Genomic DNA, 19,540 nt, shown 5'->3' with positions numbered 1-19,540 from the left:
CAGTTATGACGACAAAGCCTCCCCGTCACATGTCGATAACGGGGTCGCATGAGTGGTTGCGTCAGGCACGGTCCCGAAGGGACGTTCGATGCCCCCGGTTTACAGTACCTGCCGTGCGCGATGCGATCTGGAGCATCGTGCCCAACGGCACTTTAAAATCGCCAAGTCATGTTGGTGTTCAGGCTTTGAATCCAAGCTTTGTCAAATTGCCCGGAGATTTGATTGCCCGATATTGTTTTGCTCTGCTCCACCGGCATGTTACCGAGCCAAACCAAGGCCCAGCTCACGTTAACCTCAGTGTCCCGATTCAAGGCATAAGTGGCGCCTGTTCCAAGGCGCCAGGATTCACCCATGGGAACAATGACGCTACGATGGCTATCGGACACGGCACTGCTGTCGTAGGCCATACCGACATTCCATAACCATTGTTCGGTGGCTTGGTATTGCGCACCGAGGGACAGGTGCCAAGTGTCCTTAAAACCAGCGTCCACGGTCGTTGATTGTGAGCCTAACGCGCTCGTATCGACCTGCACGCCAATGTCGCCAAATTCCGACCAGTCCTGCCAGTTTGCCGAGGCCAATAAGGCCCATTGCCGGTTCAATTGCTGGAACAGGCTCAAGGTCAGCGTTTGAGGCACCTTCAAGTCGAGTTCCGTCTTGGTATTATTGATCCGATCAAGCACCGGCCCCTGGCCCTTGACGTCGAGCCGATCTTCGAAGTCCAGATCGATTTGACTGGTGTAAGCCAGACCAATGCGTGTGCCAGGTTGCGGGGCATAGATCACCCCGACGTTGGCGCCATAACCCCAAGTGCCATCCTGGTACTTGTATTGACCATCTGCGCGATCGCTGCCGCCCAAAGGAGAACGATCAATGGCCGTCTGCGCCTGCAGCATACCGTACATTGCCTTAACGCCTAGGCCCACCGACCACTGCTCGTTAAAGCGATAGGCCACGCTGGGCACCAGCGACAACCCGAGCAAACTTGAGTTTTGAGCAAAATAACGTCCGGACCAGTCGTTGTCATAATTGATTGCCAGGCCGAAGTCCCCGTAAGCTCCAAAGCCTACGCTCCAATGATCGTCAAGCTCATGACTGATGAAAAAGCTGCCGCTCGGCAGTGGGTCGAGCGCGTTACCACTGCCGCTGCCGGACACATTGCTACCAGAATCACGGTCAAAGGTCAGATCGCCGTAGATCACCTGCAAACCGCCGGAGATTTGCGTTCCGGATAAATAGCTCATGCCGGCCGGATTGCTCGCAATGGTTGACGGGCCTTGGGCACGAGCCGCAGCGCCGGCATTAGCCAATCCGGCGTTATCGGTACCGATTTCATATAACAAGATACCGCCGGCCCAAACGGGCGAACTGCATAGCGCAAGCCAAGCGAGAACAAGCAGAACTAAGGGTCTGATGTACATGGGTAAATTCCATTTTCAATAAAAAAGCAGGGGGTTATAGAGGTTACTTGGGAAACAACAGGGTTAACGCCACTCGAAATCCCCAACCTTGAGCACCATCTCGCGGACTCTCGACCCAGTATCGCGGCCCGACCTGTAGGCTCATGGGCTGCCGGCTCACCTTGAACAACTGGTTCACGAAAAGGTTGATGGGAACTGACCATTCACGGGCCTGCCAATCGTATGTAGATTCCGTATTGATGCCGTAGGTGGTGTAGGTCTTGGTGGTGTAACTAAAAAACGGTTGAGCAAACGTTTGATTGACCTTGTTTTTGTCATCTGGCGGACTGTTATCCAGTGTCCAGAGGTGATTGGCGAGAATACCCCGGGTCCAGCCATCGCTCTGTTTGAGAGCAACCGCTGTGGGGCCGGCCGCCCATTGCTCAGCGCTTAGCCGCTCATCACTGCCGGAGGGGAGTAACAGCGCGGGACCAGCCCCCCAAATCCATCCGTTTTCAGTCGGCTGCTTGGGCGAAAAAAACAAGCTCTGCGTAATATCCCCGACGCCGGATGAATCTTGGGCCCCACCCGGGCCCAAGCCATGCTGATCAACGATCGGTAAAATGGTGCGGGAAATGAGGCTCCACTCGTCATTGAGGCTAAAAGGCAAAACCGGCTGGATATTCGTGACGCTTTGATAACCATCACTTCCAGGCTCCAGTTTTTGATCCCAGTTGTACTGAATCGGCAGACTGTAAAGAGCGGCGACTGGATTAAGCGATTGCTTGGCCAATTCTGCCTGGTTGTCAGCAAGCCCGGTTTGCGACCAACTGATCGCCAGCATCATCAGCGACACACATGGATAGCCTTTGCGCATATGCAGCTCTCATCCCGATGGGAGATAGAGAAATCCAAGTAGGCCTAAGCGAAGCGGCCAAATCTGTCAGAGCCCGTGGGCTTCCGACAACGACGCGCCGCTCGGCGCTCAATGCGTTTGCGGCGGATAAATGACGCGCCACTCCTTAGCCATATCCACGACCGTCCAATGCCTGCTAAGCGCTTCGTCCAACGCCTTGTCAAGCTTGCCGACTTTCGAGTCCCGGTCGTAGGCCCATTCCCGCTGTGCATCCGTGTGATGCACTAAACCCATAAAGCGCTTGCCAGTACCCGCAGCGGTCCATTGCAACATTTGCTGGTCACCGTCAGAATTACCAAAGGCAAAAATCGGACGACGACCAATCACCGCTTCAATACTGACCGGCTTGCCAGGGCCATCGTCGTTTTGGGCGATTTTAGGTAGGCGCATGATCAGCGGCTTGCCACCGTTATATTTGTACTCGCCGTAGAAGGAAGTGCCGATCACTTGTTCGGGAGGAATGCCATAGACCTTATCTGTCCAAGCGCGCATAAAGGCCACTTCGCCCCCGGAGACGATATAGGTTTTAAAGCCGTTTCCTCGCAGATAAGCGAGTAACTCCAGCATGGGTTGGTAGACCATTTCGGTGTAAGGTCTATGAGTCTTGGGGTGAACTGCTTGGGCCATCCAGTTACGGACGTTAGTCAAAAATGCTTGTGTGCTAATGCCAGTGTGAGTGGCATAAATAATTTTCAACCACCCCTCGTTACCACTGTTAGCCAAGGTCTTAATGTCGTTCTCCAACACCGCCTTGAACGGTTGCTGAGTTTTCCATTCGGGATGCTGCGGCGCCAAACGTTTGACCTCAGCTAAAGCGAACAGCATTTGAAAATACACCGGCTGCTCGCTCCATAACGTTCCATCGTTATCAAACACGGCAATACGCGCCGCCGGGGCAACAAAGTCCTTGGAGCCTTTGGTCGTGACTGCATGGACAAATTCAATGATGGCGCGTCGGGAAGAGCCGTCTTGCCAAGAGGGCAATGGTTCGGCTGCTTGCAGTAGCAACGGCCACCATAAGATTAGCCAGAGCCAACGCAGGAATGGACGAGTTAATACAGTTCGGTTCATCACTTTATCCTTAAAACCGGGTGAGCCCGTGGGCCAGAAATCATCCACCGCTTATGGTCGGCGCTGAGCATCGACCAACCATTACGTGGGACGGAGGTCGGTGTCCTGCGCATCAGTTGTTATTTCAGGAACGTTTTCAGATCGCTCACCGTCTCGCTAATGGCTGCTTTGAAGTCATCAACGGTGATTTGTTGGGTGCTATTTTTCAGAGGCGTGCCAAATACCTTACGTACGACCTTGGCCAATGGCTTGCCCGTGGCCAGATCTATAAACTCCACCTCGATATACAGCTCAGTGTTTTGATCGCGGTAACCGGTGACGGCTTCTGTAGCACCGACCACGGCAGCGATCGGTACCACTTCATACCAACGCATGCCCTCATTGGTCGCAGCAACACCTGTCATGGCCGTGCGCATGAGCATGGCCTTTGCACCGAGTGGTACCGATTGAGTATCGGGAACGACGCGATAGGTCTGTTTGAGCACCTCTTTCACGCTGTCACTGCTGAATGATTGAATCTGCTGCAGCGTTTGCAGGTTGACCCGCTCAGTCGGCTTAATGGCTAAAAAGATTTGTAGACGGTCGAACACCACAGTGTCATAACCTGCCGGCTTGAAATCAGGCGAAACCCAGCGCAATACCGGGTGGCCGCTGGCCGACTTCACCGGCTGTAGATCGTCATAGTTGGTTAGAAAACCTGAAAACTGATCTCTTTCAGTTATTTTCGAAGTGCATCCTGTGACCAGCAAACTACTTACCAGCACACCGACAAACCATTGATAGGCAATCTTCATTTGATGCTCCCGGCAATAATTACTTCACGGGTTAACAGATATACGCCCACATCAAGTCGCGATGGCAGCCTCGCCGAGGCTGCCATTATCGTGGTTTGATTAATTGCCGGATGGCATTGGCAGGTTAATGCCGTCCTTTTTCAGAAGTTCACGGACCGATTGAAACTTCTGATACTGCGACAGTGTGATAGGGCCGTCATATCCCATGCTTTGCATTTTGCGCGGAGGATAATCCACGTAGGTTTTCATCAGTTTCATGATGGCGCTGGAGATCGGCACCATGGTCCAGGTGTGTTCGGTAAAATTATTCATAAAGATGTCATAACGCTCTTGCGGATCTTGCAGTAAGTCAAATACTTGCGGCACGATAGCTACGTATTTTTCCGCACCCTTCCATCCTAGGTTGGTGTCTACCGCCAACCCTCCGGTTTGTGCGCCATCGTCACCCCGCAAGTTGAACACCGCCTTGAAGTTGCCGACGCGAGCTGCGCCCGGTGACAGTTCGTTTTCGGTGAAATAAAACCACTCTTTACGCGGCGAAGGGCTCCGGCCAGTGAGCATCGGGAGCATGTCGTAACTGTCGAAAATAATCGGCTGACCTTCACGATCTTTTTCAGGCAATTTCACCCCGGCCACAGAAGCAAATGTTGCCATCAAATCCAGGCCGCCGAGGATTTCATGGTTTTTTGTATTGGGCTTAATTTTGCCTGGCCAGACAGCGATCGCCGGTACACGATTGCCCCCTTCACGAACCGTGCCCTTGGTGCCGCGAAATGGTGTGTAACCGGCGTCTGGATAAACGTCTTGCCAAGCGCCATTATCGGTGGTGTAAACCACCAAGGTATTTTTATCCAAACCCAGCGCTTTGAGCTTTTGCATGATGCGGCCAATGCGGGTGTCCAGTTCGACCACCGAATCGGCATATTTGGATTTGGAAATCGACTTGTGCACAAACTCCGGTGCTGGCAGGTTGGGCTGGTGCACCTTCATAAAATTGACGTTGATAAAAAACGGTTTGTTCGATTTGGCTGCTGTGTCGAGGAACTCCAAAGCGGCTTTTTCTACATAGTTGTCAAAGAAGGGAATGCCTACCACACCGGGCTTGCCATCGATCACCGGTTTGTCCACGTACTGGCCGTTGATCTTGAACTCTTCGATCGGTTTTTCACCTGCCTTGCCCGAGAGCGCGCCCTTGGTCACCCGTTGAAACATCGCCCGAGTTTCGGGATCCATGTCTGGGAACCATTCAGGATCAGCATAGGTGTAGGCATTGAGGTGATACAGGCCGACGTATTTCATAACGTCGTATCCCTGAGCGTTGGGTAGCGCGTAGTCGGCCTCGCCCAAATGCCACTTGCCAGTAAAGTAAGTGTCGTAGCCACCGGTTTTAAGCACTGAGCCGAGCGTCCATTCGGCCGCTGGCAACCCGCCGCCTTGCCCTTGGAAAGCCACGGTAGTCATACCGCTGCGATTGGGAATGCGCCCGGTCTGCATCGCCGCACGGCCTGGCGTGCAGCTGGGCTGGGCATAAAAGGAATAAAACGTGGTGCCATCCGCAGCCAATTGATCGATGCTGGGGGTAGGCATGCCTCGCCCGACGCCGCCTCCGTAAGGACCCAGATCGCCATAGCCAGTATCATCGGAGACGATGAACAGGATGTTCGTTTTTTCCGTCTGCGCGGCCTGAGCCCATCCAGTCAATGATAAAAGTGCAGCAAACACGATAGAAAGCTTAAAGCGATCCGATAACGATTCCATACCAGAGTTCCTCATTGTTTCATGGTGTTGGCAACCGAGTGATGAGTGCACAGCAACATTGACCCTTGGTGCATTGACCACCGCGTTATTAGCCTAGGCATGTGCAGGGAAGGAGTGCTGTAGGTAAAACCTGAATATTGCGCTCGCAAGTGCATGGTCAGGGCGCTGATGGAAAAACACGTCACTATCCGGTGCGCCGTATTGGCTACCGAAAAAAGCTGGACAAATATAAAGAGCGATTGCAAAAGAGCCTTTCCATCGCCCACAGACAGCGCTCACTCTCAGTGAAGGAGTGGTCGATTTTCGCTCGGCGCAGGCACACCGCTGCGCTCATCGGTTGTATTGCCTGTGAACAGCCTTTGGGGCTTGTCTAGATCATTGATGGTGACAAGGCCCCCCTCGCAATCTCTCGACAAGGCAAGGCAGTATTTCCCTACGCACTCTGAAGGATCCGATGATCCTTTCTGCGCGCCATGATCGCGATAATCGCCCCATCATCCAGCGTCGTCTTAAGACGTACGTCGCCGACGATTCATCCCGCAATGCGACCTGACAAGGCTCGAAAGGTGCTGCGCATAGCGCCCTCGGGGCTGTACCAATCGGATGCGCAAACATGTTGGCCCGTTGCCAGGCCCGCAAACCGCCCCTTCCCAGGAGTCAGCCCCGGAAGGCTTTCTGCGGTGGACTCAAGCTTCGCATGTACCTGCTTATGAGTCAGGCGCCAACCTACATACACGTGGCGATCTGTGTGAGAGTTCAATTCTTACTGACCAGGTCAGCTCTCGTTTTTACAGAGGCTGTCGGGCACGATGAAACATGAACTGGTGGTAACTTTTTCAACCCTTGGCGGCTCACGAGATATTGTCATTTCGTCAAAAGCCAAAATTGCCTTTTGCGTCACCTGCGTCGGGCTGGTGGGCGTCATCACGGTTATGGGCGTCGCTCTCGTATCGACCTTATCGGCATTAGCCGAAGCCAAGACCCAACTGTCGACCCTGCATAAAGAACCGGTAGTGCAGCAGCAGAAAAGCGACCTCATACCCCCTTTACAGACTGAAAGGGTCATCGCGTCGAATGCGGTGCAACCGCTACAAGTGCTGCGTATTAAGGTCGCTGAAAACAACATTTCGGCGCCTCGGCCTGTGAGCGCTCCTGCCCCGGCGGTGACCCCCGCACCCCGACAACCGGCAGAACGCACACTCCTGTTCAACTTAATCCCTAATGGTTCGCCCCTTAAAAAGGCGAGCCGGATCAGCTCTTACTTTGGTAGGCGCATGCACCCTATCTTGCACCGTATACGCAATCATCGAGGTATCGATTTCGGGGCAAGAACGGGGACACCCGTTTATGCGACAGCAAGCGGCATTGTTGGCGAAGCCAAGAAAAATAGCAGGGGTTATGGTCAACAGATTGTCGTTCAGCATGGCCTGGGATTTTCCAGTCGCTACGCTCACCTGAGTCACTTGTCTGTAAAGGCAGGTGATTATGTCGCCAAGGGAACTCTACTCGGGCAGAGCGGTAATTCGGGGCGTAGTACCGGCCCTCACTTGCACTACGAAGTTTTGTATCGAGGGAAAAACCTTGACCCACTCAATTTTGTCCGCTGGTCAAATACTAACTTCCAAGCCATTTTTACTGAAGAAAAGGGGGTCCCGTGGGCGTCTTTAATAAAACAAAGTCAATGGTCTCAAATAGCCAGCTTACCATTCTGGCCGAAGGTTGTTCAGTGAAGGGTGAGCTGTGTGTGACAGGAAATATATTGGTCGCGGGTTTTATGGAGGGCAAAATTGCCTGCCAGAACAGCATCTCCATTGGCATTTCCGGGGCTGTACGCGGCACGGTGCGAGGGCGGGAATTGGTCGTGTCAGGCATGATGGAAGGCGATGTCTATGCCGAGGTTGTGGAGATTCTGGCCGGCGGCCGAATCCAGGGGACTATTCAAGCCGAGCAACTAATTATTGAGCGTGGCGGCTTTTTTTCTGGCGCTTCTTCAGCTACCACAAAAAACCAGGAAAAAAGCATGGCACCATTGCCCGAGGTTAGCCAAGCGGTACTGTTGGAGACCGATAATCCTTAATGGCCGCGGCCGACGGGTGAAGGCGCGCCAGCTGTTACCGGCTTGGCGCTGCCTGGAGCCCTGCGGCGTAAAAGGCTGCTTTAGGAGTGAGCTCGCTCATGAGCACCGCAAGCGGTAGAGGAGGGAATGGAGCGACCAAGGCGAGTTCACATGTCTAGGCTAAGTATTGAGCGTCTCACCCTAACTTATGTTTACCATTGAGCGGAGTCAGTCAGAGCTCAGGTTGAGGATTGCCCCTAAACTTGAGGTAACGCGCAAACGGCTCGCGCTGTTCTGGCGCTCGATCGCTAATTCATTAACCAGACGAGTTCTTGAGTTAGCCCAATCAGGTCAGCATGTCGACTCCCTCACCTGGGCAGGTTGCTATTAGCCTCCACGATGCCATCTTCCCGTTCAGCTTCTTCGATCAACCGAGCGACACCCCGGCTCAGCGGCAGTAGCGATTCATCTAACATCGCCAGTGCCTCCTGCACGTTTTTGCTTACTTCTAAAGAGCCGCGTTGCGCTACCCACTTGTTCAACTCGGCGATGGCTGCGGCTAAAGCCCATTGGTTTCGACCCTGCAAAATCAGCAAGTCGGCGATTAAGGTCAATTTATTCATGACATCCTCCGGCAGCGGAAGGTAATTCCGTATAATTACCTAAAGGGAAAAAACCCGTCAGAGTTGATACTCATCGAATACCTCAACCCATTCGCGATAGTGCTCATGAAGCATCGATTGTGCGGGCTGCGTATTAACCATGAGCCTGTGGTCGTTAGAGGGCCAAGAAGCCAAATATGCTTCCAACCATTGCATCAACGCTAAGCGAGAGTAGGGACAAGGCATCCATGCGTCCAAGGCACCAGCGAGACGTTCGATCTCTACAGGAGCGATCCAGGGTGCCGAGGTCATGGGCAGGCTCCTTGCTTCATACCAGCAGAACGAAGATCGAATGAAATGGCCGGGGCCCGTTCACGGCTTACATATCAAGATACTTCACGCTTATACACGGCTCTGGAGTCGAACCAGAACCGAGGAAGCATCACGCCGCCACTGCAGCACTCCTTATGTCGATCGTCCACTCAGGGCGCTGGATGCCTTTTGACTGGGGGGAGTGTTCGCGAGATGGCTTTGATGGTAGTGATGGTCGCCACTATCGCTCTGTCAGTATTCCTTGATTATGCCGTAGGAAAAATCTGCCTGATCTGCCGCTATGCCTCGCAGGCAGGCGATAGCATCAACCCAGAAAAGGCTTCCCGGACAATGCACCACCATCGTTTTTTATCAGTGCGCCGACTTGATGAAGCGCATCCATGGCTCAACAAACGCAGTTTTAGATAGTGCAAGTTTAAGGGTTCCCTTACAGCGAAGAGGGCGTGACAAGCGCTCAATAGGTAATGCCAGCACAGAATCACTACTGTGCTTGAATGTTCCAGTAGCCTGACACCGAAGTTAGGGCATTAGGGTGAAAAGCACGGTTTACAAAGGAATAAATTAATAGGTAACGGTCAAGCTTTAAATATCGAGGGAATGGCGATGAAAAAATGTTCCTTGCTGCTGATTCTATTAACGACACAGACTGCCATGGCCGCAACCTCAACGAATCTAGCGGTGACGGGGCTCATTGAGCCGCCGTCATGCGACATTGCCGTAGGGGCAAGCGACTTTGATGTTGGCGACATTTCCGTAGGCATGTTAAGCCGGAATGCAGAAGTGCGATTGCCCGATCAGACTACACCGCTCACGATTGTTTGTGCAGGCCCCACGCTAGTTGGTATCAGAGGGACTGATAATCGGGCTGGAACCGCTTCCTCGGTTAAAGATGTTCGTTTCGGATTGGGCCTTGACATCTCGGGTAATAAAATTGGCTGGTACGAGTTTGAGGTGCCTGTTAGCGGCCTCGCCATCGATGGTCAGGCAGGCTTTGTCGCCTCTAGCGATACCAATGGCACTACGTGGGCTAGCCCATTTCCTCGCTACGTAGGAACTCAAGCCAACTACATCCTCTCATTCAGTACAGTATCGTCGTCAGCCCCCAGCCCTTTCAGCACGATGAGCGGCACGATGAGATTGGCGACGGCTATTGCGCCATACTCGACACTGAATACCAGTGCCGAAATACACCTGGATGGCTCGGCTACGCTGACATTGATATACCTTTGACCTCATAGCGAATGCTAACGAGCAAGCGCGAATATGCTTTTGGGCTCGAGGCGGCTTGGCTTGCTCTATTAAACTTTGACCATGAACCTGAGCCGCACTTAGGATGTGGCGCGGCACTGCCAAATACTGTCGTTAACGCTGGAGGCGTTTAAGCACAAAGCCGACCATCTTCTTCGCGGCGCGCGATATCGCTGTCAGGAAGTGAGCTTAAATAGGTGGGCGCACAGGAAGTCGCCTGATTTGTTGTGCCCCCGGTCGGGCTGCTAGTTGCTTCAGGTTTCCCCTGTGACCCGCTGATAGTGTATGAAGTAAGTCTCACGCACCGCAAGTGTTTATTTGCCAAGTGTGGTGAATAGTTTTTCTCTGTCTAAAAATCAGATCCAAACTTAGTCATACAACTTGCAATCCCTTGGAACCAGCTTAAATAGCGTCATACGCCGAAGCCAGGATAATAAATCCTTAAAGAAAAGCTTCACTTCCCTGCAACCCCCAATGGGTTGCATCGCTCAAGAAGTAATCCTGGCGTCTAAAACTCTGAACGTCAGATTGAATGCTAGAGCGATGCTGCGCCCCGCTGCATACGCCACGCGCCTCGATGTATCAGGCGCTGGTAAGACGCGAGTCGTGGCGCACATAGTTAACGACCATGTATTTTATACTCGCTAATACGTCGCTCACTGCCCGCTGTCCATTTACATCACATACCGGCAGGACAGCTGGGCGGCATCTCCTTTAACGGCGAGGCTTCGCGGTGGCGAAGCGCATGTCGATTGCTTAACAGGCCCGACGTAGGCCGCTTTAGATCGTTGGCGATCGGAGACGGCAAATACTTCAAGCCCCCCTCACGCCTGGATCGTCCACGGTTTATTCACCCAGCGTTACTTCTCGGCCATCCGCAAAACGATAAGTGCGTGGCTGCCATCCAAAAACAAGTTTAGAAGCGTCAGCGTCCTTCAAGACCTTGTCACCCTCCACCTGGGCGTTGTAATCCAGGCGCCAGACTTGGTTAAGAACCTCTCCAGGCGGCACGGCGCTATCGGTCGAAACAAAGGCATGTTTCAGGTCTGTGCCGGCCTGATCGCGAATAAGAATGTCACCGGTAATGCCAACAATCTTTGTCTTGCTGTTATTGGCAAAGGTCATCCCGATGTTAAAGTGACCTTGTTTTTTTTCTTCAACATACTCAAATGACTCCACAGCTGGTGAGAGCGCGGTCTGCATTTCCTCGAGCACCTTAGCGTTGACGGCATCGGCTTTTTGTTGCATATCGGCATCAACCTTTGCTTTTAATGCAGCGGCGGCCTGCTGCTCTTCCTGCACACTGTTCCATTGCGCTTGGTTTTCAATAGCCTGGCCGATGCTAATAGATTCCGGTACTGCGCCTCCTGTAGCGCGAATCTCTTCAGCTCGCAGCAGATATTCACCGATTAGTTTTCTGTCCGGGTCGGTTAACTGTTGGATATTTCGTTGAAGCTGCGGGTCTTGTTTCCAGTCCCCGGTTCGTGAAAGTTTATAATCCTTCGGATCTGAGCACGCGGCGAGCAATAGGCAAACTGCCACGGTGCCAAGTAGTTTAAATTGCATTGATATCCCCTACGCTCATGTGGGCGGACGCGGAACTGCGAACGCGAGAGGCCTCAATTTGCAGTTTTGCACGCAATGTTGTCTGTAGGGTTTTCCCGATTTGAGGTGGCGGAGCGGGAGGGGCTTGCATGAAGAGTGCACAGCCAGACACAAAAGCGTTTGGTTAGCCCCTTCTGCGGGCGACCCGATGATATTCGGGTTGTCTCGTTAGTCAGCCTGCCATCCCTTAATCGTTCAGGTCTGCGCAAAGACTTCAAAGTGAGCAGGAATTCCAGCAGTGCGCCGTAGGATATCCCTTCAAGAAATAGCTAATCCCGCCGTTATGGTTAATGTGCTTGGCCTTTCTGGCCACGCCTCTACTGGCGAGGTTTACCCCGATGAAATATGGATGTTTGTACTCTTGCCTGTTCTTGCTCAGTCCACTCGTTTATGCACTCGAGCCCACCAATGCAGGCGCCATTCGTTTTGAAGGGCTTGTGACAGACCCATCGTGTCAGATCACGCCGGCCGCGCTTCAGGCAGATGGGCGAAAACCTTATATAGCCGTTCAATTATTGGAGTGTCGCACGTCGGTCCAGGCCTCGTTAGGAACCTCCGTGAATGCAACGGGTTATCTGAAAAACCACGTGCTCCGAGCAGACAGGCTCACCAACTTGCCACATCCGCAGGTCGCTGGTGAAAGCATGATGCTGACCCTGGATTATTTTTGAGGTTTTAGCAGGCAAAGTCACGGGATGCCAGCCACGCCAATCGGCGTGATTGCGCGCACGTTTCGGCCATTGGGAAGGGGGAGGCGGCCTCTGAAAGGCGGTCAGGTAAAGTTCAACGTCTCCAGGAAACTGCTGCGAGCGCTTGTCGCTCAAGGGCGATTGCTCATTACCCCGGGAGCAGAAATTGCATTACTGCTCCCCCATGACATCGGTTAATTCTACTGCTAAAGACGGACGCCGGCGGTAATCATGGCCGCACTGGTGCCCAGCAATACGAGCTCGGTGGCTACTGAGCCGAAATGCGCTCCTAACGATGGAATAATCGCCGGCGCGACACCAAAACGGTTCAACGGAATCTTATCTTTGTAGTCGCCGTGGTACCCTTGAATCAACCCACCGCTTAATTTCAAGTACACCGGATAGGTGGGATTATCAAAACGCTTTCCAGCATACAAGTAGAACGACCGTTGACTGAATGAATTTTTGAACGTGGACGCCCCGAACAATAGGCCGGAGTCTTCGTTGCGCTCCAGCCCCAACAATTCCTGGGTGTTATTATGATCGGGATCTGCGGAATAGTGACGGGTGTAAAGACTGGTTTGTAGGTACCAAAAACCCTTGCTTTGTTGTTGCAACGGCTCCTGCGCAAACGCCGGCAGATATAGCCCGCAAAGCAATAGACCCCAAACCTGTCGCCGATAAATTTTAGACATTTTTCGAATCACTCTGCAGGCATGCACCCACGCTTAAAAAGGATTTCATAGGTGAGCGTGCAATGAAAATATTAGGGACGACGCCTGGCGTCTCGCCGAAAATTTTAAGCAGAATGCTGCCGACGCCCAAAAACAATAATCATCAATTTGCGGCATTAATTATCAAACGCCACTCAGGGTTTCCTGTCGGTGTGTTAGAGCTGTCCTGCTATCTAAAAATGCGCACGCTCGTCGTCCAGCTGGACGTCGCTGGAAGCAGATGGCCGCGAGTTTATAATTGCCGTGAGCCCGCAGACCCGGACGGTCTATCGGGCTCATCCCCGGAATACGACGCTCCAGCTGGAGCGTCGGCGCCACTCCTAATATGTAAGCTTGGTTGATTACATCACCTCCGCTCACCCACCGACACGTTACCAACGTGTCAACGGTTTCGGCGGGGGTCCTGTCCGCCGTTTCCGAGTCATAGCGTTTAGCAGGGCAAGTGCCTGCTTGGTGTCAAGCCAATCCAACTCCGACAATGCATCGCAAGAAGATGAACGAACCACCTTGCGGTCAGAGTCACTCCGCGTTTGCGGCGCAGCCTGGCTGTCAGCCGCGCCTGTTTTATCATCGATGGTCACTGGCTCGATCTCTCAACGTGGACATGGCTTCAAAATGCATCCGAAAACCGATAGCGCATGTCATCGCAAGCACATCAGCAAAACTCGGCTCAGTAGACATCGAGAGCCTACGTAAAAGATTTGCGCGTCGATTGCTGGGGGGGCTGGCGGGCTGCGTTAAATCTTTGCACCGAGCAAGGTGACTCAATACACTATGCAAAAGGCCCGGATCATTTGCACGAAGGCAGTTTTGTAAATGTATCGCCAGCTCTTCATCTGAAATGACCCGAGGGATTGGACTGGCTTCAACTTCCCCAATTTCTTGTATTTGATTCATAGCGACCTCCTAAGAAGCGCGAACACCTAAGGAGCTGGCTTTTCGCGCATTTCCGATGTAGACCATCAATCAAAAACTCGATGCTTCCAACGAACTCTTTAGCGTTTGCTACACTTTCTCCCAGCCTAAGAATCTATACGCCACCCATGCCTGTCATTCGACAGTACACCGGCTCCGAATATCATCTTCTCAAGTTAACCCGCCCCAGGCCGACGCTTTGAGAACGGGGCGTTTGATAGCAATTTCAATGCTTGGTTGTTTTTCGTCTGTAGGGAATTCCTTCTTTCTTGTGGCGACAGCAGGAAGGATAAGTGCGGTAGATCATTGCACAGGAAAAAACAAGGCAACCGAATAGTCCAACGCGATGCAGCTGGTATCCAAATTACTGGAGGTCAGCAGCACTGCAGTGCTATCGAGCAGAACCAGCGTGCTTATCGAGCCCTATGCTATGTTCCAAACTCTTGAGCAGTCTTGTTCTAAGCCTGAGCGCTATTTAAAAGCGCTCAATGAGGCGAGCATCTTGTCGACACGTTGATGGAGGTGATGGAAACCGTCGAAGGATTCGCAGAGTTTGCAGGTTTTCCCTACAGTCGCCTCCTCGAATGTTGACATTAAATACGCCTAGACAAGGCCCGGCGAATTGTCCTATGCCAAAATTAGTCATCCTCGATGAATGTTAGAGTTTCCTATCGCCATACTGTCGCGCTGCAATGGCTTGCATCGCCATCAGCCAGATACCGCCCTCGGTATGAATGTGAGTGCGTGTAATTTTCCTTTTGAGTCCCTGGAGCAAACAATGAAAATCTCGCCCAGTCTCACTCTCGCCGCGGTTTTTTTTGCTCCTTTTTCCGTCATATCTCAAGCGGCTCAAATTGTTGATCTAACCCTAATTGGCCAGTTGGTACCTGTTGCATGTGATATCAACCTGGTGGGTGGAGCGGAGGTTAACTACAACGTGATTCCTATGTCCTCGCTCAGCAGCACCAAAGCCACCCCCATCACCCCCAATATGGGCGGATCGGACCCGATAAAAACCATGACGGTAATCTGTGATGCGCCGGCGCAGTTTGCGGTCAAGCTTTTGGATAACCGCGCCTCGTCGGTTAACCCTCTTGTGCTTACAGGCGGCCTTCCCGCCGGCACCTCAGCCGACCAACTCTTTGGTCTGGGCCAAGATTCCACATCCACCAACATTGGTGCTTATATCGTAACGGCCAGAAGCGCCGACCTTAGCGTGGATGGCGCAGCAGGTAAGATGATCGTGAGCTCGGATGCCGGTACCTCTTGGGTCGACTCAACCGCAGGCCAACTGCTCAACACGAGCGCGTGGCGTATGTCCTGGACGCCAGCGGGAGCCCCCTCAGCGCCCGCGCCGGTGGCGACTGTGAGCCAGGGGCTGGGTATTTCAGCGGGCATTATTCCAACTGCCACCCTCAATACCGGCAACGCAATTCCTCTCAATGGCTTGCTGACCTTGGAAGTGATTTACCTCTAAGGCAGCTCGAGTTGACGACACTCAGGATTTCCTGACAGTAACTGCGCAACATTTACGCTCTAATGCGTTGGAGGTTGCTGGTAATGCAACGCCCTCACAAGTCCCCCCTCCCCAGTGGGGGCGCCAGCAACCTCATTAGACAACCCGGCGCACTGACGCTTAGGTCCGACATCCCAACGGCATAACCCATTGAGCGCCTGCCCCATGGTGACCAAACGCAATATCGCAGTCGTGGCTGCCTCGCCTAATATTTAACCCAGCCTTGCGCTGCCCAGCTAAGAATTATGATTGCCAGCAAAACCGCACACCCTGGTATTCAGCTGGTTTTTCTCATCCCTTAGGTTTATATCCTGCCGCGCCTAAATAGCGCGTATCGGTCAACTACACCTAAGCGCACAACGGTTGAAACTGAAGGATTATCCTACATAAAGAAACTGGTTTCTGGTATTTAATGTTAATCAGAGGCGGATTGGCAGAGCGCTATGAACGGAAGCGCTTCATGGGGATGATGCTGCCTGCAGTACTGCCAATTCGTCTCGCTTCTTGGCACCACCGGTTCGCTCAAGACGGTTCGAGCTCGATAACATCCTTGCACATCCGCAGCGCTGAAAATTAGCCTACTTACGGATGTATCCTCTTTGGATAACGGTCTTCCTCCTGCCCAGTATCAAACAGCCAAAAATCTCAGCCTGAATTTAAGTGAATTCAGGCGTCACTGCGAATGTCGACTGGTGAACAGGTCATTAGCGTATTCCGACTAGTTAAATCGATAGAAGCGTTGGGCATTGGTAAAATAGGCAGCTTGAGTAAAATGCCAAATCGGCCTGAAGAAATAGCATGAGCCGCGAACGACCGTATTTCTCCAGGCCTGCTCACTGCATTAGGGCTGTTTGCCCTTTGTCGATTTGATGGTGTTTACGAAAGAAGCCTGCGGGTTCTCAGTGCACGCGTCGACAACTCGCGGGGTTTGTGTAAGCGTGCCATCGACGTCCATGACGGCATCAACAGGCGTACCCGACTTAGTAAAACCCTCAACAAAAAAGACCGCACTGGGCTGATATTCTTCATCCATCTCCAAGAAGTCTGAACATGTCCACTTATCCACTGGAGTTTTGGGTGCTTTCGCCGCCAAAACACTGGAGCTAACCAGAATCGCTAGAGTCGCAATAAACGCTTGCTTGGCTTGCATTTTATGACCTCGGGATTAGGGAGTGATATTGATAAGTGCACGCCTGTACCAGGCGCTCACTCACATTAATATAGGTGAGTAATGACCATTGCGCGCAGCGAGACGGGCCATTTTATGCACTTTCCGCGAAATAATTCGTAATTGAAGCAGGTGGCAAATAATCCGAAAACATACAGTTGTTTTTGCGGCTTTCCCTACAGGTATTGGGTGTGATTTTTGATAACGCGCACCACCTTATTTTTGGGAGGTAATCACCCACAACTTCGTATTGCCGCGGCCGATACAAGTTGAACTATCCTAATTAACTGGTCGGAAAGTAGTTTAGAGCTCCTCATTAGTTTAAAAAGCTGACGCGCTGACCAAGAGCCCGACCAGGTACTCACCGTATTGACGGGATCCTGATCCTGCTTCATGCAGGAGGAATGAATGCGACGATCAATAAATCTGCCTGACCCAAACCCAGTGCCTGCGCTCTGGGCGCAGCACAGAGACGGTCGATGTTGATACCCCCCCCCCGATGAAACCACATAGCTAAACAGCTAAGCGCGATACACAGTTTGGTGCCTGCCGACCAGGTGTACTCGACCACGGCTAGCACGAGGCTCTGGGTGGGTCATGCTTTTTCGCGCATCCGGCTAAAGCTCTCTTACATTTGAGCCCGCATAAGCACTATGAAGGTTTTCCCTACAGACCCCTTGCAAAAACGCATGAACAATCAATGCGAAATTGGAAGTGTATAGGCGTGCAGTAGCCAGGATGAAAAATTGAGAATCGCCAATACCGTCCTCGTGCGCAATGACTGCTTGTTCAGCACAGCTTTCTGAACATGAAAAAGAGGGTACCTATATGTTGCTTGTCGACAGCGGTGATGTGATTAGGGACAACGCTCCTTTTGAAGAAGGAAGCGCCGAGCGCCACCTGGACGCGCTAGACATACATAGTTTTGACGATTGCCGAAATATTGGAAGCGGACCGATTTTTATCATCGCTTCCGGGCCCTCCGCTAAAAATTTCCCGATTGAACAATTTTCACACATCCCCATGATCACCGTGAATGGCGCCATTTCTGCCTTTTTGGGCACTGCGGTTCGCCCATATTTTTATGTCTGCTCAGATAAGAAATTTTCCACTCAACAGCCAGCGCTGTTTAATATTGCGATGCGCTTGAGTCAGCGGACAGCGTTATGGCAAGAACATGTCGAGGGTGAGTACATTCAACCGAGGGGTGAGCTTTATTTTTTATCCAAACCTGGAAAATCATCACTTCGAAACTATATATTTCGCAACAAGGATTTGGTCAGGAACTACTCGCTACTAAGCGCCCGAAAAAATTCTCTGGGATTCAGTAAAAATATGAGCGCTGGTTTTTTTGATGCGAGAACCGTTGCCTATGTAGCGCTTCAGCTTTGCTATCATCTTGGATTTAATGAGGTGTACTTAGTGGGCGTAGATCTTGATCAGCAGTCCGGCCGCTTTTATGAGCACACCAACTCATTTGTTTCGCCTTGTGATATCCAGCGACACCTCCAATCCAGGATTTTACCTTCGTTACGCTTCATGGCAAAAAAAATCATCAGCAAAAACTTCAAAGTCTACAATCTTTCCCGCAGCTCGTGCATTTCAAGCGACATCATACCTTATAAAGATATCGCAACGATTAGAGCTCGCTGATGTCACGGCCAAGCAATGCCGCTAGCAGTTTACAGTTCGTTACTCGTTTTGATCCTATCAGAGTAGGCACTATGGAACAGGACCTGAATAAACACCTGAACGAGTTATTAAGGTCGCTGTTATGGTCAGGTATTGTTCTGACGGTTTCAGCAATGGCCGGACTCGTTTGGATTTGCGTATGAGGCTTTTGCCATGCTGCAGGACCGTCTGCGAGTTAACCGCCCCTTGTCATGTCGCAAATGTGGCTGGCTCCCGCTCGAAAGGGGGCAAGATTTATTTCGAGTGCGCAGCAGGATTTTTTGCTTGGCCAAATTTCAGCCAGAGTTCAATCGTCCTGTGTTAGTCGCGGCTACTTCAGAAGGCCAACACGGTAGCGCCGTTTGGCCGGGATTTATTAGGGGGCGTTCAATGCTGGAACTTGCAGTTTGCTGGGGTGGAATTGCTATCACTGCTATCGGCTTCTGCGCCTATTCAAATGGCCATACCTCGCTCGGCTCGACGCTGTGGATCATTTCCGCTGATCTGTACATGGCCCTGGAGCTGTTCCAAAACTGGGCTAGATCGTAGGCTGTTGTTCCGCCGCGCATTCAAATCTCTATGCGCTCGCCGCAGCTACTCGGGGGCTTGAAAATGCAGCTCAAAAACCTGCCACGAAAAACAGGTTTCCGTTGTCTGTCGAACCGGTGTCGCCTCCTCATCGGTGAGCAATATTTGATCCAGCTCATCGCGAAGAAGGAGGAAGACATCACTGCTTTTGTTTGAACGAACCATCTCCAGTGTCCAATGATGCTTGTTCACCAAATACAGGTTGAGTAACTCTCGATAAGGAAGGGGGGTGTCTTGCTCCCAGATCGAGTGTTGGCCCCTGAGGCGCTCGGCAAAACATATTAATTTATATTCACCCAGGGCGAGTTGCGCAGCCTTAGGATAAACGCCGTCACGCCGCAAACTGGGGTCCTTATCGATACGATATTGATGTTTGGTAATAAGCTTGGTCCACACCGAGCGATAGTTCATTTGCACACACCCCGGACTGACGTGATGGGGAACTCATCGATATCATGGGCGCTCACCAGCGAGCA

General features: G+C 52.1%; 18 protein-coding genes. 7 read left to right on the top strand and 11 right to left on the bottom strand.

Annotation, left to right across the window (positions count from 1 at the left end; genetic code table 11):
* Positions 1–152 precede the first annotated feature (152 nt).
* The 5 genes from D8V06_RS00695 to D8V06_RS00675 all read right to left on the bottom strand — a co-directional run bounded on the left by D8V06_RS00695 (position 153) and on the right by D8V06_RS00675 (position 5,939).
* On the bottom strand, positions 153–1,421 hold the full coding sequence (locus D8V06_RS00695; RefSeq protein WP_130904912.1) for an outer membrane protein transport protein: 1,269 nt from the start codon (positions 1,419–1,421) through the stop codon (positions 153–155).
* A gap of 43 nt (positions 1,422–1,464) precedes the next feature.
* Complete coding sequence (locus tag D8V06_RS00690; protein ID WP_241667751.1) at positions 1,465–2,247, bottom strand: transporter; 783 nt, start codon at positions 2,245–2,247, stop codon at positions 1,465–1,467.
* Positions 2,248–2,385: 138 nt separating this feature from the next.
* Positions 2,386–3,387, bottom strand: a complete 1,002-nt coding sequence (locus D8V06_RS00685; RefSeq protein ID WP_130904910.1) for an HAD family hydrolase — start codon at positions 3,385–3,387, stop codon at positions 2,386–2,388.
* 119 nt (positions 3,388–3,506) lie between these two features.
* Entirely contained in the window at positions 3,507–4,181 is a 675-nt protein-coding gene (locus tag D8V06_RS00680) for a DUF3313 domain-containing protein (RefSeq protein ID WP_130904909.1), read from the bottom strand.
* A 99-nt stretch (positions 4,182–4,280) separates the two neighbouring features.
* On the bottom strand, positions 4,281–5,939 hold the full coding sequence (locus D8V06_RS00675) for an arylsulfatase (protein WP_130904908.1): 1,659 nt from the start codon (positions 5,937–5,939) through the stop codon (positions 4,281–4,283).
* An 809-nt stretch (positions 5,940–6,748) separates the two neighbouring features.
* On the opposite strand from D8V06_RS00675, the gene D8V06_RS00670 reads away from it, so the two are divergent.
* Positions 6,749–7,669, top strand: a complete 921-nt coding sequence (locus tag D8V06_RS00670) for a M23 family metallopeptidase (RefSeq protein ID WP_130904907.1) — start codon at positions 6,749–6,751, stop codon at positions 7,667–7,669.
* Positions 7,666–8,016, top strand: a complete 351-nt coding sequence (locus D8V06_RS00665) for a polymer-forming cytoskeletal protein (protein WP_177434311.1) — start codon at positions 7,666–7,668, stop codon at positions 8,014–8,016. The genes D8V06_RS00670 and D8V06_RS00665 overlap by 4 nt, the downstream gene beginning before the upstream one ends.
* 347 nt (positions 8,017–8,363) lie before the next feature.
* Here the strand turns inward: D8V06_RS00665 and D8V06_RS00660 are convergent, their stop codons facing one another.
* Both D8V06_RS00660 and D8V06_RS00655 read right to left on the bottom strand, forming a co-directional pair.
* On the bottom strand, positions 8,364–8,618 hold the full coding sequence (locus D8V06_RS00660) for a hypothetical protein (RefSeq protein WP_130904905.1): 255 nt from the start codon (positions 8,616–8,618) through the stop codon (positions 8,364–8,366).
* A gap of 57 nt (positions 8,619–8,675) precedes the next feature.
* Positions 8,676–8,909: a hypothetical protein gene (locus tag D8V06_RS00655; RefSeq protein ID WP_130904904.1), complete on the bottom strand. Its 234-nt coding sequence runs from the start codon at positions 8,907–8,909 to the stop codon at positions 8,676–8,678.
* A 213-nt stretch (positions 8,910–9,122) separates the two neighbouring features.
* Between D8V06_RS00655 and D8V06_RS00650 the strand changes: the two genes are divergently transcribed.
* The gene (locus tag D8V06_RS00650) at positions 9,123–9,338 is read left to right on the top strand and encodes a hypothetical protein (protein WP_130904903.1); all 216 of its coding nucleotides are present in this window, start codon (positions 9,123–9,125) and stop codon (positions 9,336–9,338) included.
* A 195-nt stretch (positions 9,339–9,533) separates the two neighbouring features.
* Complete coding sequence (locus D8V06_RS00645) at positions 9,534–10,160, top strand: DUF1120 domain-containing protein (RefSeq protein WP_177434308.1); 627 nt, start codon at positions 9,534–9,536, stop codon at positions 10,158–10,160.
* 864 nt (positions 10,161–11,024) lie between these two features.
* On the opposite strand, the gene D8V06_RS00640 is transcribed toward D8V06_RS00645, so the two are convergent.
* Positions 11,025–11,744, bottom strand: a complete 720-nt coding sequence (locus tag D8V06_RS00640) for a hypothetical protein (protein WP_130904901.1) — start codon at positions 11,742–11,744, stop codon at positions 11,025–11,027.
* 934 nt (positions 11,745–12,678) lie between these two features.
* Positions 12,679–13,167 (bottom strand): sn-glycerol-3-phosphate transporter, encoded by a 489-nt coding sequence (locus tag D8V06_RS00635; protein ID WP_130904900.1) that lies wholly within the window; start codon positions 13,165–13,167, stop codon positions 12,679–12,681.
* A 1,732-nt stretch (positions 13,168–14,899) separates the two neighbouring features.
* Between D8V06_RS00635 and D8V06_RS00630 the strand changes: the two genes are divergently transcribed.
* Complete coding sequence (locus tag D8V06_RS00630) at positions 14,900–15,598, top strand: DUF1120 domain-containing protein (protein WP_177434307.1); 699 nt, start codon at positions 14,900–14,902, stop codon at positions 15,596–15,598.
* Between the two features lie 880 nt (positions 15,599–16,478).
* Here D8V06_RS00630 and hdeA read toward each other — a convergent pair.
* On the bottom strand, positions 16,479–16,787 hold the full coding sequence (gene hdeA, locus D8V06_RS00625; protein WP_130904898.1) for an acid-activated periplasmic chaperone HdeA: 309 nt from the start codon (positions 16,785–16,787) through the stop codon (positions 16,479–16,481).
* 846 nt (positions 16,788–17,633) lie between these two features.
* Here hdeA and D8V06_RS00620 point away from each other — a divergent pair.
* Positions 17,634–18,458: a DUF115 domain-containing protein gene (locus D8V06_RS00620; RefSeq protein WP_130907813.1), complete on the top strand. Its 825-nt coding sequence runs from the start codon at positions 17,634–17,636 to the stop codon at positions 18,456–18,458.
* Positions 18,459–18,761: 303 nt separating this feature from the next.
* The gene (locus D8V06_RS00615) at positions 18,762–19,025 is read left to right on the top strand and encodes a hypothetical protein (protein ID WP_130907812.1); all 264 of its coding nucleotides are present in this window, start codon (positions 18,762–18,764) and stop codon (positions 19,023–19,025) included.
* 45 nt (positions 19,026–19,070) lie between these two features.
* On the opposite strand, the gene D8V06_RS00610 is transcribed toward D8V06_RS00615, so the two are convergent.
* Positions 19,071–19,475, bottom strand: coding sequence for a hypothetical protein (locus tag D8V06_RS00610; RefSeq protein WP_130907811.1), 405 nt, complete (start codon positions 19,473–19,475; stop codon positions 19,071–19,073).
* Positions 19,476–19,540: the final 65 nt, after the last annotated feature.

This window comes from Pseudomonas sp. Sample_24 (genome assembly GCF_004307605.1).
Lineage (GTDB): Bacteria > Pseudomonadota > Gammaproteobacteria > Pseudomonadales > Pseudomonadaceae > Aquipseudomonas.
This window is presented reverse-complemented; position numbering and strand designations above follow the sequence as displayed.

What these genes read in the sequence shown, in the direction of transcription:
- D8V06_RS00695 (WP_130904912.1), bottom strand. Translation starts at nt 1,421, where the DNA reads ATGTACATCAGACCCTTAGTTCTGCTTGTTCTCGCTTGGCTTGCGCTA.
- D8V06_RS00690 (WP_241667751.1), bottom strand. Translation starts at nt 2,247, where the DNA reads ATGATGCTGGCGATCAGTTGGTCGCAAACCGGGCTTGCTGACAACCAG.
- D8V06_RS00685 (WP_130904910.1), bottom strand. Translation starts at nt 3,387, where the DNA reads ATGAACCGAACTGTATTAACTCGTCCATTCCTGCGTTGGCTCTGGCTA.
- D8V06_RS00680 (WP_130904909.1), bottom strand. Translation starts at nt 4,181, where the DNA reads ATGAAGATTGCCTATCAATGGTTTGTCGGTGTGCTGGTAAGTAGTTTG.
- D8V06_RS00675 (WP_130904908.1), bottom strand. Translation starts at nt 5,939, where the DNA reads ATGGAATCGTTATCGGATCGCTTTAAGCTTTCTATCGTGTTTGCTGCA.
- D8V06_RS00670 (WP_130904907.1), top strand. Translation starts at nt 6,749, where the DNA reads ATGAAACATGAACTGGTGGTAACTTTTTCAACCCTTGGCGGCTCACGA.
- D8V06_RS00660 (WP_130904905.1), bottom strand. Translation starts at nt 8,618, where the DNA reads ATGAATAAATTGACCTTAATCGCCGACTTGCTGATTTTGCAGGGTCGA.
- D8V06_RS00655 (WP_130904904.1), bottom strand. Translation starts at nt 8,909, where the DNA reads ATGACCTCGGCACCCTGGATCGCTCCTGTAGAGATCGAACGTCTCGCT.
- D8V06_RS00650 (WP_130904903.1), top strand. Translation starts at nt 9,123, where the DNA reads ATGGCTTTGATGGTAGTGATGGTCGCCACTATCGCTCTGTCAGTATTC.
- D8V06_RS00645 (WP_177434308.1), top strand. Translation starts at nt 9,534, where the DNA reads ATGAAAAAATGTTCCTTGCTGCTGATTCTATTAACGACACAGACTGCC.
- D8V06_RS00640 (WP_130904901.1), bottom strand. Translation starts at nt 11,744, where the DNA reads ATGCAATTTAAACTACTTGGCACCGTGGCAGTTTGCCTATTGCTCGCC.
- D8V06_RS00635 (WP_130904900.1), bottom strand. Translation starts at nt 13,167, where the DNA reads ATGTCTAAAATTTATCGGCGACAGGTTTGGGGTCTATTGCTTTGCGGG.
- D8V06_RS00630 (WP_177434307.1), top strand. Translation starts at nt 14,900, where the DNA reads ATGAAAATCTCGCCCAGTCTCACTCTCGCCGCGGTTTTTTTTGCTCCT.
- hdeA (WP_130904898.1), bottom strand. Translation starts at nt 16,787, where the DNA reads ATGCAAGCCAAGCAAGCGTTTATTGCGACTCTAGCGATTCTGGTTAGC.
- D8V06_RS00620 (WP_130907813.1), top strand. Translation starts at nt 17,634, where the DNA reads ATGTTGCTTGTCGACAGCGGTGATGTGATTAGGGACAACGCTCCTTTT.
- D8V06_RS00610 (WP_130907811.1), bottom strand. Translation starts at nt 19,475, where the DNA reads ATGAACTATCGCTCGGTGTGGACCAAGCTTATTACCAAACATCAATAT.